Origin of the sequence: Actinokineospora terrae, assembly GCF_900111175.1 — a bacterium.
In the GTDB taxonomy this organism is placed as follows: domain Bacteria; phylum Actinomycetota; class Actinomycetes; order Mycobacteriales; family Pseudonocardiaceae; genus Actinokineospora; species Actinokineospora terrae.
In genome coordinates, this window is record NZ_FOGI01000008.1 from 369134 (window position 1) to 383941 (window position 14808).

A 14808-nucleotide genomic window follows, 5' to 3' on the forward strand; every position below is an offset into this window, starting at 1 on the left:
GGCGAGGCTGGTGAGGGCGGCGACCTGTCCGAGGACTCCGAGTCCGGTCGTCGTGTCCCCGAGGTGGTCAGGGGTTTCGCGGTGTGCCCTTGATGGCGATGTCCACGTTGCCTGCCGCGGTGGTGCGGATGATGTTGCCGTTGGCGTCAGTGCGGGTGGTGACGTACGGGTCGGTGACGTCTCCGCTGCGGGCGAACTGTTCGGCAGCTCGTTCGGCCTGTCGTGCCGCTCGTTCGGCCATGCGCGTCATGTACTCGATGTGGTCGTCGATTTGCGTCGTGTCCCCGTGGCCAGGTGGGGTTACGCGTGTGATGCTGCCGTCAGCGTTGTGGATGGTCACCGGTCGGCCGTTGGTCGGGTGGGACCGGAGGTGCAGCTCTCCGTCGTTGTTGGAGTACACCTCCACGCGGTCGTCGTGGGTGACGGTGAGCGACTTGCCCACGAAGAAGTTGTTGGTGTTGTTGCCCTCTCGGAAGGTGTACGCAGGGGCAGGGGCCTCGTCGGGGGCGGGTTCGTCGTCGTACAGGTGTCGCGAGTGGACATCGGACAGGTCGGCTTCCTTCTTGGCCGCGTCGCTGGGAGGCGTGGTGTTCGTGCTGCTCAGGAAACTTTCGACGTTGTCAGGACCTGTCGTGTCCCCTGTCGGGGTTGGGGTGTCGCGGGCGGACTGTCCGGTGGCGTCGGTACGGGTGGGGGGTTGCGGCTTTTCGCGTTGGGTGGGCGGATGGGCGGCGTGCGTGCGTTCGAGCTGCTCCGCGGCTTCGGCCGCACGGAACTTGTCGCGGGTCTGTTGGAGTCGGCGCTTGGCCTTTGCGGCGTCGCTTTCAGAGCGACCTGCCGTCTTCGTCGCCGGATCCGCAGCGTCGCGGCCACGACGACGTTGCGGCGCGGCCGGGCGATCCGATAGCGAGGGTGTCGCGTCCCCTGTTTCGGCAGCGCTCTCAGGGATGTCGGCCTTGTCGCAAGTGGACTTTGCGGTGGCCTCGGGGCCGGTGGATGGCTGTTCCTGCCGGCGCGGGGTGTGTGGGTGCGCGGCGTGCGCGGCCGCGAGGGCCTGATGGGCACGTTCCAGGCGTGTTGCCGCAGTGTCGATAGCGTTCTGTTCGCCGCCGGCGGTGGCGGTACGCAGGGCGTTGCGTGCTCGTTGGACGCGGCGGTTGGCGGTGTTGAGTGCCCTGGCGCGGGCGGTGCCGCTGCCGGGGCAGCGTCGGTGATCTCTGCACATGACGGCGTCGTGTCCCCCTGCCTGTATGCGATTCAGAGGCGCGGCGAGGATGGCCGCAGGCTCTCCGAAGTGGACAACTTGTGACTACTTTGAGTGGTCATCGGTGGACGTGTCGAGGAGCGCGCGGACCGTCGTCGGGCGCCTGGTTCGACGGTCAGGGATGACCGCGGGAGGGATGGTGATGGGCCGCGCGAGGCGGTTTCGCAGGTCGGAGCCGGGTCGTGATGGATCTTCCCTGCGCGGTGTTGTCACAGGTAGGTGCAGGGATGGTGGTCAGGGAACCGGTCAGGGGAAAATCCCTGGGATTCAGTGCTTCCCTGACCGGTTCCCTGCCGTGGTCGCGTCGCTAGTCGACGTCACTATCGTCGTCCGACACCGCACCGACCTCGCGCTCCGTGATTGCCTGAATGACGTCGTCGGCGCGGACGACGCTGTCACCGTCGCTCTTGCGGACGGGGATCTCCACATCGTCCAGGGCCGGTTTGAGGGTCTTGGACGTCCAGTCTCCGTACAGGCTGGGGTTGTGGTCGGCCAGGCGGGAGAGCAGGACCATGGTGCGGACCCGCTTGTCGGTGCCGATGACGTGGCGCAGGTCGGCGAGGAAGTCCACGTCGTCGGCCTGTCCGGTGTCCTCGCCCGGCATGGTGTCGTGTCCCCCTCGCAGGGTCAGGGCACGTTCGACGATGGGGGTGACCTCGTCCACTTCGGCGTCTTTGCGCAGGTAGAAGCTGCGCATCAGGCCTGGTTTGCCCATGATCCCGCGTGTCATGGCTGTGCCGATGTCGCCCGGTCCTTCGGGGGTCTTGGGTTCCAGGGAGACAGCCGAGATGCCTGCCTTGTAGCTTCCGGTGCCCAGGACGGCGTCGTTGGACTGCTGGTCGCCGATGGCGAAGCAGGCCTTGCACGAGGTGACGGCCATGAGCTTGCGTGGCAGTGATGCCGTGGACGCCTCGGGGGTGGCGAACACGACGGTGATGGCGTACTTGCGGGCGGCGTTTTCCAGCAGCTGTGCGGTGTCGGCGGCTTCCTCTCCGTACTCGGCGTCCATGAACAGCGCCTGGCACTCGTCGATCACCATGACCCGGGGTCGTAGCCGGGTGTCCTTTTCGGCCAGTTTGCGGGTGACGGCGCGTTCGCCGTGTTCTTTCAGCGCCTTGCCGCGTATCTCCAGCTCGGCGTAGAGGTCGCGCAGGGTCTGCACGCAGGCGGCGACGGTGTCGGGGTTGGCGCCGGTGCGCAGGGTCCGCAGACGCGGTTCGAACGGGTCGTAGTCGGCGTTTTCGGCCAGTACGAACACGTCGACGTCCACGAGCGGGTCCAGGATGGCCCCGGCGATCAGGGTGATGATGAGGGTGGACTTGCCGGAGCCCATGATCCCGGCGATGGCGTAGTTGGCTTCGGAGAGTCGGCCGGTGACCAGGTCTCCGCGGATGTTGACCCCGAGTGGCACCCCGGCGAAGTAGTCGGTGGTGCCTTCGTGCAGCAGCGGCCACGGCTCCACCGGCCCCGAGAGAACACCGGGGTTCGCGACCCACAGGTCCAGGACTCCGGCCTGGTTCTTGGGTTCGGTGGGCCACACCTCGATGGGCAGTCGCACGAGGTTGTGGGCTAGGACGGTCTTGCGTTTGACGATCTCCTCGACCGGCACGCCCCGGGGCAGCACGAGTTGCATGCGCCAGCCCTTGCCGTCGATGTGCGGGGGCTGGACCCAGGTCGGGACGACCGAGGTGCCCCACCCTTCCTTGAACGCCTGGCGCAGCGCGGGCAGCCCGCCCAGGTGGCGCAGGGCACCGAGCACTGCGGACTCGTCGGGGATGATGCTGCGCCCGTCAGCGGGGACCGGGTCGGTGTCCCCGGCCCAGGTGGGCAGGGTGCCCCGGGCACGGCCGACCGGGATGCACCGGGCGGCCCACCCAAGAGCGCCACCCAGTGCCCATCCCCACCAGTAGTCACCCAGCGGCGACACCGACGCCACCGTGGTCCAGAAGTCGGTGATGCCTTGCCACTGTGCGGCCACGGACCCGGTTCCGGCGATGGACTGCGCCACCCCGTACCCGAGCAGCACCACGTGCCCGCAGGCGAGCACCACCAGGGTGCCGCCGGTCCAGCGCAGCACCTCGATCCGGTGCTCCCGACCGCGCTGGGCCTGCCCGGTCCGGCGACGCTCCAACGTGTCTTCCAGCTCCCGCAGGACCCGGAAGTCGTCGGCCGACTTGCCGTTGACCCGCAGGGTGGTGATCGCCTGCTCAAGGTCCAGGTGCTTGCGGCGTGCCCGCCGTTCCGCCAGCCGGATCCTGGACCCGGCCACCGCGTACCCGGCGTTGCGGACCACCATCCGCCCGGCGCGGCGGGTCCGCTGGTGGGTGGCCACGGTGACCACCAGTGCCCGGGTTCGCGGCAGCAGCCGCACCGGTCCTGTCCCCCGGGCCGGGCCGTGCGGCAGCCGCCGGTCCAGCTCCGCGGACTCCTCCGCCGTGACCAGCTCGCCCGCGACCGTGCCCGGGTCCGCGACACCGGTCACCAGCGGTGTTTCCTTACCGGAGGGGATGGCCGTGCCGGGGAACGGAACGAGCGTGCCCCCGGTGGGTTCCTCGTCCGGGTCCGGCATGGCGCTGGGGGCGGTCATCGGGTCACCTCCTCGTCAGGGTGCTCACGCAGCAGGTGCAGCAGGGCGGCGGCACAGCCGAGCACGGCGACCGGCAGGCAGGACACGAACGTCGTGATCCCCCACGGCGCGACCGTGATCCCGGCGGCGGTCATCAGGTGGTAGGCGACCTGCCCGAACCCACCCAGGGCCAACGCGCCGATCGCGGACCACTTCGCGAACCGGCGGGCTGTGCGGGTCCGGGTTCCGGTCAGCCAGACCCGCAACGCGAACGCGGCGTAGGCCTCCATGCCCAGCGGCAGGGTGATCGCCGAGTCGATCGTGAACCCGTCGACGATCCCGGGCAGCAGCGCCACCTCGCCGAACCCGGTGAGCGTGCCCAGCCCGACCCAGCCACCCCAGATCGCCACGAACGCACTCACAGCGATCATCAGCAGCGCCAGCGAATGCGTCCACACCCGCTCCCGCCGTCGTGTCCCCACCGTGGTGACCGCGACCGGCGCAGGGGCCGGACCCGGGCTCACGGCACTGTCGACCTGCTCGGCATCGCCCTGCTCCGTGGTGGCGGCGGGCGACGTGGGTTCGACCGGGGCGGGCTGGTCGGACTCGGTGCCGTGGACGGGTTCGGCAGCCCGCTCGAAGTCGGTTGGCGGGACGGCGTGCAGGCGCCGGGTGGGGTCGAACCCCTCCAACTCGGCCAGCACGGCGGTGGCCTTGGGGGCGCCCACCTTGAACTCGGTCTTGATCCGGTTGCGGGACGGGAGTTCTCCCAGCTCGATCGCACGGGCCTTGACCTGTGCCACGAGCGTGTCCATGGCGACGGGGTAGGCGCTGGTCATGCCCGCACCCCCTGACCCCAACCACCGATACCGGCAGGCCGGTCGCCCACCAACCGCAGGATCACAAACGCCGCGATCAGCGCCGGTACCGCGAGCGCCGCGAACTGGATCCCGGCGTCACCGGCCTGCATGATCGTCCACTGTGCACCGGCGATCGCGGCGGCCACCGCCAACACCTTCCACAGACGGATCATCGCCAATGCCAGCAGCGCCAGCGCCAGCGCCGTGAGCAACATCAACACCGCGCTCATTTGCCTGCCTCCGCGTTCGCGCACTCGCCGGACCCGTGAGTGCCGGGCAGCCGCGGGCACCGGCACGAGCACAGGTCGTCGTACTCCTCGTCGGTCTCGAACACACTCACTTGCGGCCCCCCTTCTTCGCGGCCTCACAGGCCGGGCACAGGTTCCCCCGGGCGAACATCTGCCGGGTGTTGTTGTCCTTGGCGAACTTCAGCCCGCACAGCGTGGTGACCGTGCTGTCCCACCACGACCGTTTGCCGATGTGCACGACATCGCCCATCACGCACCCCCGACCAACGCGATCGCGCCGACCAGCGCGGTGTCGCGCGGGCAGGCGGGTGCGTGTCCACCGGGCCACTCACAGAAGGGACACGACGTCACCGCGCCAGCGCCGCGGCGCTGCTCCTGGTATGGCATTGCCAACCCCTTTCAGGGAATCACGGTGTTGAAGAACACGGCGTGCCCGTTCGGGCAGGTCCCGGTCATTCGGACCTGCTCTCCCCGTCGACCGCTTCCGGCCAGGGACACGAACGCGCCACACGAAGGGCAGTCGGCCGTCGCGAACGCCCCGCCGACCTGCCCCCGGCCCTGGGTGTTGTTCTCGGTCATCGCTGCCCCCCGTCGAGCACGCGGGGCAGGTGGACGTGCAGGTGCCGCACCGACACCGGGACCGCTGTGTCGCCGGTGGGGTCGTTGCCCAGCAGCGCGGCGACGATGACCTCGACGCCTCGTGCGATGTCATTGCCGGTCATCGGGTTCCCCTTCCAGGACACGCAGCGTGCCGATCAGCGCGAGCGTGGCGTGGACTTGTGCGCGAGCGACGGCATCGGGGAGCGGGGGTGCCTTCTCACTCGGAAGATCGGCCCACGGGCCTTGCCGGATCACCCGCGACTCCATCAACCGCTCGGCCAATCGGTAGTGCTCGTCGGGGGTCATCGCTGATCCCCGTCGAGCACGCGGGGCAGGTGGACGTGCAGGTGCCGCACCGACACCGGGATCGCGGTGTCGCTGGTGGGGTCGGTGCGCAGCAGGGCGGCGACGTGTTCGGCCAGCGCCACCGAGCGGTGTCGGCCTCCGGCGCAGCCGAACGCGACGGTGACCGGCTTGCGGGCGAGGGTGTGCAGGTGGAACGCCGCGGTGAACACACCATCGGCCAGGTGCAGCGCGCCCGGGGTGGTCATGACCGCGTCACGGACCAACGGGTTGAGCCCGTCGAGGTCCAGCAAACCGCCGTCGCGGGCACGGGCCGGGTCACGCAGCAGCTGCCGCACGTCGACCACCAGGTCAGCGGCGGGCGGGGTGCTGTGCAGATACCCGAACGAGACGATCCGCACGACCGGCGGTTTGTCGAAATGGGGCTGGTAGGCCATTCTGGTGCTCTCCTGACCCGCCCTGAGGGCGGTGTTGGGGTGGACCGGACCGGCGGCGTCTTCTTTGCCGGAGTAGGCCGCCGGTCCGGGCACAGAGCCGACGCGAGAGATCGTCGGCAGGGGCGTTGACGTGGGGTGGGTCAGTCCTCGCACAGCGGGCACCCCGCCATGCGGTGTTCCTTGCAGACCTTGCAGCACGGGCATTTTTCGCAGTGGACGGTGTCGCCTTCGCCCGCGTGCCAGCAGGCCAGACAGGTGTCCATGGTTGTTTCCTCTCGGTGGGTGGCGGTTTTCGATCGGGTCAGCGCGGGTCGTCGGGGTTTTCGACGTGCACGCCCAGCTCGCGCAAGTCCTCCTCGAACCGGGCAACACCCTCGTGGTATCGCGCGTCGGCGTCGACGAACCGGAACATCTGGTCCTTGTCGTCGGAGTTGTCGTTATTGCGCTTGCCCATGGCTGATGCCTTCCGTTGCGTGTTGGGGTGTTGATGCCTGGTGAAACACGAGCTGTTCGGCCCACCGGGTCGGTGGACTGACTAGGCGGCTACCGGTTCCTGTGTGGACTGATCGGCCAGCCAACAGTCGGTGCACTGGCCGGTCTCGCGGGGCACGATGTAGCCCGCGTCGCGGCCGCAGGTGCGGCAGATGCGTTTGGCGAGGTTGGCCTTGGCGATCGCGGTGTGCTGTGCCGGTGTCGCCGGACGGTGCGGCGCGGCACCGCTGATCAGGAACAACTCGGCGAACACCTGCTTGTTCGCCCGGCGGCACCGGAAGTACAGGTAGGCCACCGCTTCCTGGCCGTTCGGGCGCAGTCCCATCCCGCGCAGCTGGCGCCGGGTGGCGACCTTGTCACGGGGCGCGAGCCCCCATGACAACAACGGCAGCCCCAGGTGGGTGCCCCGGGTGAACTCCTCGGACTGCGACCAGGCGACCGTGGCCAACACCCACGGGAACTGACGCCGTCCCATCACGCCACCGCCGTGACCAGGGCCGCGACCAGTAGCCAGGCCCAGTGCCACGACTGGTCCAACGCGTATGCGCCGGTGCCCAGGCTCGGATTGTCGTCCCGCCCGGCACGCGGCACACCGAGCGCGGCGAACCGGGCGTGCCCGGTCAGCCTGGCCAGCCACGCCAGGGTGAAGCGCCGGTCGGCCCAGTAGTGCGTCACCGCGCTCACCACCTGCCCGGCCACGAACCCCACCAGGCCGATCCGCAGATCCAGCAGCCACCACAACACCCCGACCGTCACCGCGGTCACCACCGTGTACGACGCCACGTGCGACACACACGCCAACCGGCCCGTCGTGTCCCTGCGGCCCTTGTGCGCGGCCTGGTGATCGGTCTGCACCCAGTGATCGGCCACGTTGTGCGCCACCAACAACCCCGGCAACACCGCCGCGAACACCTCCGCCGCGCTCACGACGCCACCGCCAGGTCTGCGTCCGGCACCAACCGCAGCAGCGCGCGGTGCGCGGGGTACAGCCCGCCGACGCTCGCGAGCAAGCCCGCCAAGTGGTCGACCCCCGTGAAGGGCCACCACCCCGCGTCAGCCGCGTCGTCGCCAGCGGTGGCGAGAACGCGGGTAGGCAGCCGGAACAGGGCGACCGTGGTGGTCACCCACGCGTGGTCCGTGGTGCGCCAGTCGTCGACGTACCTACGGGCCAGGATCACCGGTGTCATCGCGGCGAGATCCACGCCGGTTTCCTCGCGCAACTCCCGCACCAACGCCGCGGGAGCGGTCTCGCCCGGATCGACCATGCCGCCGGGGATCGCCCACTGACCGACGTCACGACGCCGGATCAACAGGACCCGCCGCTCAGCTCCCGATCCGGCGATCACGACCGGGTCCGCGGCCTGGTTCTCACCCCAACGCCCCAGGTTCCGTCCCGCCCACCCGGTGCGACCGGTCGGGTTCAACGGCCATCCACCGGCGAAGGTGAACGGCACCAACGCCGCCGCCCGCCTGCGCTCCCAGTCCGGCACATCCTGGGGGCTCACGTACGGCTCAGCCCACCCCTGCGCCACACTCGCCGCCAACCCCGGAGGCAGCAGCTCCGGCGGAGTGATGTCCACCGGCCGGTACCCCGCCCACAACGTCGACCAGGACCTGAGCCCCGCCGGAACCGGGTGCCCCGGGTGTTCCGACGCGACGTAGCCAACGCTCGCCATTACGCCACCTCGCCCAGGGACGAGGCCGTCATCGGCGTGCTGCGCAGATGCGCACCCAACACCCGAGTCGCCTGAACACTCGAACGGTTCGACCGGCGACGCTCGCGGCGCAAGTCCATCTCGCGGTCCGCAAACGGCGACGGCACCCGCACAGGCTGAGCCTGACCAGCCATCTCCGCGATCAGGGCGTCGATCCGAGACTCGGTGAGCCCGTCCGGAAAGAAGTCGTAGTACACCGCTGTTTCCTCTCGGTTGTAGTGCGGATCAAGCCGCGGCGCGGCCGGTCGTGGCGCTCCAAGCCGCGTCGGTGCGCAGCTGGGCCCGCGTCCACCGGCTGTAGGCGATCTCGGTGCGGTTCAAGGCCGCGGCGTGGTTGGCCTGCGCGGTGAACCAGGCCCGTCTGTAGTCCGTCCGCCCGGGGTGTTCAGCGACCAGCCGGCCCAGCGACAACACCCGCGTACCCGCCGCCACCATCGCCTTACGGGCGGCCAGGTAACCGGCGCACACCTGTTCCTCCGACAAACGCAGAACGCAGACCACGTCCGCGACCGGCACCAGCCCGTTGACCCTCGTCTCAGGCATGACAAACACCTCCATACGTAAGGCGGAAAAGGAAGATGGCCTGGTGACGCGTCGCACAACGCGACAACGCCACCAGGCCGCAAAGGACTCTTGACCTGCACAAACACAGCCAGGTCAAGATTTTGGATACGCCCATGTCAACTGAAAAAGGGCGCACCAAATACACCATATGAAGCCCCGCTCCCAGGGCCTTATCTCATGAAGTGATTGCGCATGCAGGACGAATTACCCGTCAGCTCCCCACTTTCAGGGCCACCTCGGGGACGTCGTGCGCAATGGTCCTACCGCTAAGGACGACCACCTAACGACACATGAGCGCCGCTCGCATACAGCGAGATCGAGTCGACAGGGCGGTTTGTCTACCCCGATCGCATTGTCTACTCAATGCGACAACAGGACACTCCCACGTCGTGCGCCCGGTGTCAACCCCGGTGGCGCATTGAGTAGACAAAGCGCATGTCAGAGGCCAGACTGGTCGGCATGCCTCCCCGTAGCAGCGCCCAAGCGGTGTACGCGCAGATCGCGGACGACCTCCGGTCGCAGATCGACGATGGCCGCTTGGCCCCCGGCGAGCAGCTGCCCACAGAGCAGGCGCTCAGCGACAAGTTCGATGTCACCCGAACAACGGTTCGCCAAGCGCTGACACTGCTCAAGAACGAGGGCTTGGTGGTGCCGTCCCGACCGCGCGGCTACTTCGTGCGCAAGGTTCAGCGTTCGATCTTTCGACCCCAGGCAGAGTTTCGACCGCGACCGTCCTCCCCGGAAATGGACCAATGGATGGAGGAACAAGCCCAGGAAGGGCGGGTACCATCCCAGACCATCACGGTGGAAATCGTGACTCCCCCTCCGGTGGTGGCCAGCCGATTGAAGCTACAAGAGGGCGAATTGGCCGTGGTACGTCGGCGGGTGCGCTACCTAGATGGAGAACCCTTCAATCTGAATGACAGTTATTTTCCACTAGGACTAGTAAACAACTCCGAGATTGTCACGCCGCACGATATTCAACGGGGCGCAAATGAGGTCTTGTCCGAGCTAGGCGCCAGGCAAGTGCGCGCAATTGATGAGATCGAGGTTCGGATGCCATCGCCAGTCGAGTCAGACAGGCTCGAACTAGGACCAGGTGTTCCTGTCGCGGTACTTCGTTCCACGGGTTACACCAAGGATGGACAGCCAGTCCGCTCCGTGGTGACCATCTTGCCGGGCACGCGCCACGTCATCATGTTTGAGCGTGATAGGCCGGTAGACAGTGGGCGATGACCTTCAGTTGCGACTCCGGCCAGCCGTTCCCGGAGAACTTCCCACGGTCCTGGACCTGATGACTGAGGCTGCGGCCTGGCTTCGCGAAAAAGGCGTCAACCAGTGGCAAGGACCATTCCGCGTTGAGCGCATAGCGGACGGCATTAGCGGCGGTCGAGTATGGTTTGCTGAGGCATATACAGACGGAACCGTCCAGGTCGTCGGCACCATCACTGTAGACGACTTCGCCGACCCAGACTTCTGGGAATCAGGAGACGATCTGGAGAGCGCACTCTATGTGCACAGAATGGCCGTCAGGAGAGCTTGGTCAGGTCGAGGCATAGGGTCGATCATGCTCGATTGGGCCACCAAGATCGCCAGAGAGCAAGGGAAAAAGCGTCTTAGGCTAGACGCTAATCGCGACAACAAAGACCTACAAGACTACTATCAAGGTCTCGGGTGGCAACATGTGCGCACAGTTTACAGATCATGGCGGCCGTCAGGGGCGCTATTTGAGTTTCTTTTGTAGAAACTAGCGCTTGCTTTCCGGGGTCGTGCATCTATGACGGGCAGAGTTGAGGAATGTTGTCGCACTGGGTGCCGACCTATGGCGGGTGCCCTACGGACCCCACACGGCCCGGTGAGTGGCCTGGCCAACACTCGTGCCTGCCTACGCCCCTGCGTCCGGTGACACTGCCAGCAACGGGACCAGATGCCGCCGGGTAAGCCTTTAGGGCTTTACGGCTTCCGGGGACACAGCCAGCCCCCGCCACCGCACCCCGCGGCCGACCCCACCCCCAGCGCCCTACGGCGGCTCAATGCCCCGCAGAGTCCGTAACACCCGTAAAGCCCGTAACCGTGCAGGTCAGGCGGTTACGCCTTGCTGTCCAAGGCCGTAACCGATGGTCCCAGGGCCGTAACCGGTTACGACCCCAACGGCCGACCCGTAACCGCCTGACCTGCGCGTTTACGGGCGTTACGGGCTTTACGGCTTCCAGGGACACAGCCAGCCCCCGCCACCGCACCCCGCGGCCGACCCCACCCCCAGCGCCCTACGGCGGCTTCAGCGTGTCTGGGCGTTCTCGGAGCGACTAGGCTCCCGGGTCATGACGACCCCGGCTGAGGTTGAGCGCAAGGTGCGGCAGCTCGACAACGACGTTCAGTCAATCTACGAGATGCTGGCCACGATCGAGGCGACGCAGAAGCGGCAGGGCAACCGACTCGCTGAGATCGCAACGAACCAGGCCGATCAGACAGCGAAGCTGGACGCCATCCTGGACCTGCTGCGCGCCCAGCGCCCCGAGTAGAGGTCCGTCCGGGCGCAGCTGGCAGAGCCCACCGGGTCCTGCTGTGCCGAATGCGTACCGAAACTCGGGCCGTAATCGAGTGTTGGCGTCTGTTCGCGCAGGTCAGGGCAGTGCATGTCCGGGGTAGACAGTGCACTCAAAATCCGTCCAGTGTGCGTTCGAATCGCACCGGGGGCACCACAAGGATGGGAACAGGATCGTCACCCGTTTCGGGCGGCTCTTGTTCCCTTCGCTTTGTTTGAGCTGGTCACTGCACTGTCGAGTGTCACCAAGCGTCAGGATGGCCGCGCTGTGGGCGGTGCGGGTGGCTGTAGTCATGGTGGGGCCGGTCAGGGTGATGCGGCAGGTGGCGCTGAGGGTGTCGCGTTGAGACGGATCTCGAGGCTGAGGGCTCTAACAGGGCGCGGGCAAGTTCCTCGGGTGGAACTCGGAGATGCCTGCCCGATCCGACGGACTTGCCACTGGGCCGCGATCTGACCTTGTGTCCGGTGCCGTCCTGGGCGAGGGGGAACGGGTCGTGAGCGGCGAGCGGCCGGACCCCGGTGCGTTCGAGGCGGTTCTCGATGTCGGCGGAGATGGAAGTACGGCGAGCAATGGCACAGTCGGTGGAGTTCTTCGTGCGAATGCAAGGCTGATCGCCATGGCCGACGACGAGATCGCCTCCAACGCAAGTGCCGACGAGGTTCGCGTCGGACAAACCGTTCGCCGCCCAACCGGTCCCTGGCCCCTGGTCGTCCACGCCCTGCTCGCGCACCTCGACGCAGTCGGCTTTCCCGGTGCCCCGAAGCCGTTGGGCGTAGACGAGAAGACCAGGGAAGCGCTCGGCTTCATCCCGGCACCGTGCCCTGGCCAGACCGCTTCGACCTGCTCGACCCTGACGAGCGCATTCGCCGTGCCGCTCGGATGACCCGTGACACTCACGGCGCTGTCGCGGACTTCGTCGCGCCGCCTGAGCCAGGTGGCAGACGCTCGTCCCAGCCGACGGTGCCGACATCATCGCCCACCACGACCTCGCGCTGTGGAACCTGATCATGGGAGACGGGCACCGGGCGTTCGTCGACTGGGACACCACCGCAGGCGGGTGTGCGGCCAGGTCGACCACCCGAATGGTGGCCGGACCCGGCTGGCTCCACTGGAGTATTGCGCTGCCGCTGCTCGTCGGTGTCGGCGTCGCGGTCTTCTGCGTCGAGTTCGCCGTCGACGATATCGGCGATGAGGATCCGGTCGGCGCGGTTGTCGTCCGCAGCGGGGGTGTTCCCGATACCGTCGCCGGGGAGCCCGTACTTGTCGCGCAGGAAACGTTCGCGGTACAGCCTGTCCGCGTCGTCTGCCAGCTTGGCGAGCAGCCGGGCATTGAGTCCGGCACCGATCAGGATGCCCGCGATGGGTACGGCCTGGCCGAGCTTCTGCTTGGTCAGGCGCAAGCCGAGCCGCTGGTAGACGACGCGCAGGACGCGGGTGACGCTGTTCTTGTTCAACCGCGCCCAAGTCGCGTTGCGGGCCAACGCTTGCACGATCTTGTTGAGCTCGAGGTAGGCGGCACTCTTGCCTGCCTGATGAGCCAGGCCGAAGTTCAGCACACCGAGGGCGAAGACCTGCTCCTCGGGACGTCTGGTGTCGTAGCCGTAGAAGGCCGCCGTGCGGGCGACGGCACGGGTCATCGCGCCTAGCGTCGCGGCCGCATCAGTGGCCAGCGCTGCGACAACCGTGCCTGCGCCGGGTGCCGCGGCCGCTCCAGCGCTTGCCACCGTGCCGACCGTGGCCAGCAGTTCGCCGCCGGACACCGCCAGTCCGGTTGCCGCGCCCGTGACCGCCGTGCCGGAGGCATAGCGCAGGCCGAGGTGCGGCTTGACTTCGTCAACCAGCTTCAGGTCGAGCTTGCGGATGTCCTCGACGTCGGTCAGGACGTGGCCGCGCCTGGCGTAGGCTGCGAGGACGGCGCTGCGCCGCATGCTCTTCTCCGCCGCCTTGTTCACCACGCTCAGCATGCCCTCGAGTGCTTTGCCGAGGGTGCCGACCAACTGCTGCGCACCGGGAATCCCGTCGACTCCCCCGCGGCCGAGCTCACCCGCCCTGGCCAGTCCATCACGAGCCCTCCGGGGCAGCACGTGCCGCTCCGTTGCCAGCAGCCGGTCGACCCGCCACGCAGCAAGCTCGTCCCAGGCCGTTCGCTCATAACTGCTCAGGTCTTCGATACCCACCGCGCCGCTCCCCAGCACCCGATGTCGCAATGAGCGCGCAAGCCTACGCTCAACGGCTGACACCCGGAAATCCCCACGACCGGCACGACCGCGGACTGCCCGCACCGCGCATCGGCAGAGCTGATTTGGACACACCGACGCCCGACCCGTGACCCGGTGCACCCTCGTCCACGCCCCGCAGGCCGCTGCCAAAGCCATCCACGTGCCGCAGAACAACGAATACGGCAGAATGCCCCGGTGACCGGTTATTGTCATGCGAGCCATGTCCAACATTCCGCCTGGCGGCGGCACACCGGACGAACGTCCAGTTTTTGACTCCACCAACCAGGTAGCCTAGCGGATTGTCAATTGCCGATCCCATTGTGCGTTGGTAGCGTTTCTGCCAGGTGGTGCGCCTGCGGGCGACCATCCACCGGGGTGGTCGGTGTTGTGACCGGTGTGTGCGATCGACCGCCTCGGCGAAACCCGCACGGGTCCTAACCGGCGGCCTGGGCGTGGGCTGGAAACCGACAATGTCAACAGCTCTTTTCGAGATGTGCACACTCGATTCAGCCAAGCGTTGGTGCGCCTTTCACCTATCGTCGCTGGACCGATTTGGGCTCGTCCCGAACTACGAAATCGCTGGTAAATCGAGAGAGCGGAGAGGTTGTGTCAAGTCTGAAGAACCGCGCCGCGAAGGCGGCGTCGGTCGCCTCGCTGGCGCTGTTCATGATCGCGGGCGCCGCTTCGGTCGCCCAAGCGGACACCGCGCAGACCCAGCGCCCGGCCGCGGCGAACGCGTGCGGCGGCGCGAGCGGGGGAACCTGGTGCAAGGGCACCGCCGCTGACGGCGCCCTCAAGCGTTGCTACTCCAACTACGTCCACCCCAACAACTACCACAGCTCGACCGCTGTCATGGCGGGCGGCACCGACAAGCGCTACAACAGCGCGGGTGCTTGGTCGGAGGCGCACATCACCGCGGGCTGGGCATACACCTGCAACACGTACTACGACCCCAGTCCCTGACCCGGACGTTCGTGGCGTACCCGTGCCGGGC

Annotated in this window: 20 protein-coding genes; 5 read left to right on the plus strand and 15 right to left on the minus strand. The window is 67.6% G+C overall.

Annotation, left to right across the window (positions count from 1 at the left end; all coding sequences use genetic code 11):
- Positions 1–67: 67 nt before the first annotated feature.
- From BMY07_RS33780 to BMY07_RS20530, 14 genes are all read right to left on the minus strand, one after another.
- Positions 68–1225 (minus strand): hypothetical protein, encoded by a 1158-nt coding sequence (locus BMY07_RS33780; RefSeq protein WP_143073562.1) that lies wholly within the window; start codon positions 1223–1225, stop codon positions 68–70.
- Positions 1226–1571: 346 nt separating this feature from the next.
- Positions 1572–3851 (minus strand): FtsK/SpoIIIE domain-containing protein, encoded by a 2280-nt coding sequence (locus tag BMY07_RS20485; protein ID WP_092780831.1) that lies wholly within the window; start codon positions 3849–3851, stop codon positions 1572–1574.
- The gene (locus BMY07_RS20490) at positions 3848–4669 is read right to left on the minus strand and encodes a hypothetical protein (RefSeq protein ID WP_092780834.1); all 822 of its coding nucleotides are present in this window, start codon (positions 4667–4669) and stop codon (positions 3848–3850) included. Before BMY07_RS20490 ends, BMY07_RS20485 begins: the two co-directional genes overlap by 4 nt.
- Positions 4666–4920, minus strand: coding sequence for a hypothetical protein (locus tag BMY07_RS20495; RefSeq protein ID WP_092780838.1), 255 nt, complete (start codon positions 4918–4920; stop codon positions 4666–4668). The genes BMY07_RS20490 and BMY07_RS20495 overlap by 4 nt, the downstream gene beginning before the upstream one ends.
- A 106-nt stretch (positions 4921–5026) precedes the next feature.
- Positions 5027–5188 carry a hypothetical protein gene (locus BMY07_RS34430; protein ID WP_177215667.1) on the minus strand — a complete coding sequence of 54 codons (162 nt, stop codon included), beginning with the start codon at positions 5186–5188 and terminating at the stop codon, positions 5027–5029.
- A 325-nt stretch (positions 5189–5513) separates the two neighbouring features.
- The gene (locus tag BMY07_RS34435) at positions 5514–5660 is read right to left on the minus strand and encodes a hypothetical protein (RefSeq protein WP_177215668.1); all 147 of its coding nucleotides are present in this window, start codon (positions 5658–5660) and stop codon (positions 5514–5516) included.
- On the minus strand, positions 5647–5844 hold the full coding sequence (locus BMY07_RS20500) for a hypothetical protein (protein ID WP_092780843.1): 198 nt from the start codon (positions 5842–5844) through the stop codon (positions 5647–5649). Before BMY07_RS20500 ends, BMY07_RS34435 begins: the two co-directional genes overlap by 14 nt.
- The gene (locus BMY07_RS20505) at positions 5841–6371 is read right to left on the minus strand and encodes a RapZ C-terminal domain-containing protein (protein ID WP_218150698.1); all 531 of its coding nucleotides are present in this window, start codon (positions 6369–6371) and stop codon (positions 5841–5843) included. Before BMY07_RS20505 ends, BMY07_RS20500 begins: the two co-directional genes overlap by 4 nt.
- 208 nt (positions 6372–6579) lie before the next feature.
- Positions 6580–6732 (minus strand): hypothetical protein, encoded by a 153-nt coding sequence (locus BMY07_RS34440; RefSeq protein ID WP_177215669.1) that lies wholly within the window; start codon positions 6730–6732, stop codon positions 6580–6582.
- Positions 6733–6813: 81 nt separating this feature from the next.
- Complete coding sequence (locus tag BMY07_RS20510; RefSeq protein ID WP_218150699.1) at positions 6814–7245, minus strand: RRQRL motif-containing zinc-binding protein; 432 nt, start codon at positions 7243–7245, stop codon at positions 6814–6816.
- A complete protein-coding gene (locus tag BMY07_RS20515; protein WP_092780852.1) occupies positions 7245–7697 on the minus strand; it encodes a DUF3307 domain-containing protein in 453 nt (150 codons plus the stop codon). Before BMY07_RS20515 ends, BMY07_RS20510 begins: the two co-directional genes overlap by 1 nt.
- Positions 7694–8446, minus strand: a complete 753-nt coding sequence (locus tag BMY07_RS36070; protein ID WP_092780855.1) for an NUDIX domain-containing protein — start codon at positions 8444–8446, stop codon at positions 7694–7696. The genes BMY07_RS20515 and BMY07_RS36070 overlap by 4 nt, the downstream gene beginning before the upstream one ends.
- Positions 8446–8682 carry a hypothetical protein gene (locus BMY07_RS20525; RefSeq protein WP_092780858.1) on the minus strand — a complete coding sequence of 79 codons (237 nt, stop codon included), beginning with the start codon at positions 8680–8682 and terminating at the stop codon, positions 8446–8448. Before BMY07_RS20525 ends, BMY07_RS36070 begins: the two co-directional genes overlap by 1 nt.
- A 28-nt stretch (positions 8683–8710) precedes the next feature.
- Positions 8711–9028: a hypothetical protein gene (locus tag BMY07_RS20530; RefSeq protein WP_092780861.1), complete on the minus strand. Its 318-nt coding sequence runs from the start codon at positions 9026–9028 to the stop codon at positions 8711–8713.
- Positions 9029–9535: 507 nt separating this feature from the next.
- Here BMY07_RS20530 and BMY07_RS20535 point away from each other — a divergent pair.
- The 4 genes from BMY07_RS20535 to BMY07_RS20550 all read left to right on the plus strand — a co-directional run bounded on the left by BMY07_RS20535 (position 9536) and on the right by BMY07_RS20550 (position 12478).
- Positions 9536–10285, plus strand: a complete 750-nt coding sequence (locus BMY07_RS20535) for a GntR family transcriptional regulator (RefSeq protein WP_218150700.1) — start codon at positions 9536–9538, stop codon at positions 10283–10285.
- A gap of 58 nt (positions 10286–10343) precedes the next feature.
- Positions 10344–10793, plus strand: a complete 450-nt coding sequence (locus BMY07_RS20540) for a GNAT family N-acetyltransferase (protein ID WP_092781176.1) — start codon at positions 10344–10346, stop codon at positions 10791–10793.
- Between the two features lie 577 nt (positions 10794–11370).
- Positions 11371–11571: a hypothetical protein gene (locus BMY07_RS20545; RefSeq protein ID WP_092780864.1), complete on the plus strand. Its 201-nt coding sequence runs from the start codon at positions 11371–11373 to the stop codon at positions 11569–11571.
- A gap of 517 nt (positions 11572–12088) precedes the next feature.
- Positions 12089–12478, plus strand: coding sequence for a hypothetical protein (locus tag BMY07_RS20550; RefSeq protein ID WP_143073563.1), 390 nt, complete (start codon positions 12089–12091; stop codon positions 12476–12478).
- 10 nt (positions 12479–12488) lie between these two features.
- On the opposite strand, the gene BMY07_RS20555 is transcribed toward BMY07_RS20550, so the two are convergent.
- Positions 12489–13835 carry an EcsC family protein gene (locus tag BMY07_RS20555; RefSeq protein WP_177215670.1) on the minus strand — a complete coding sequence of 449 codons (1347 nt, stop codon included), beginning with the start codon at positions 13833–13835 and terminating at the stop codon, positions 12489–12491.
- A gap of 585 nt (positions 13836–14420) precedes the next feature.
- Between BMY07_RS20555 and BMY07_RS20560 the strand changes: the two genes are divergently transcribed.
- A complete protein-coding gene (locus BMY07_RS20560; RefSeq protein ID WP_092780872.1) occupies positions 14421–14777 on the plus strand; it encodes a lactococcin 972 family bacteriocin in 357 nt (118 codons plus the stop codon).
- Positions 14778–14808 lie beyond the last annotated feature (31 nt).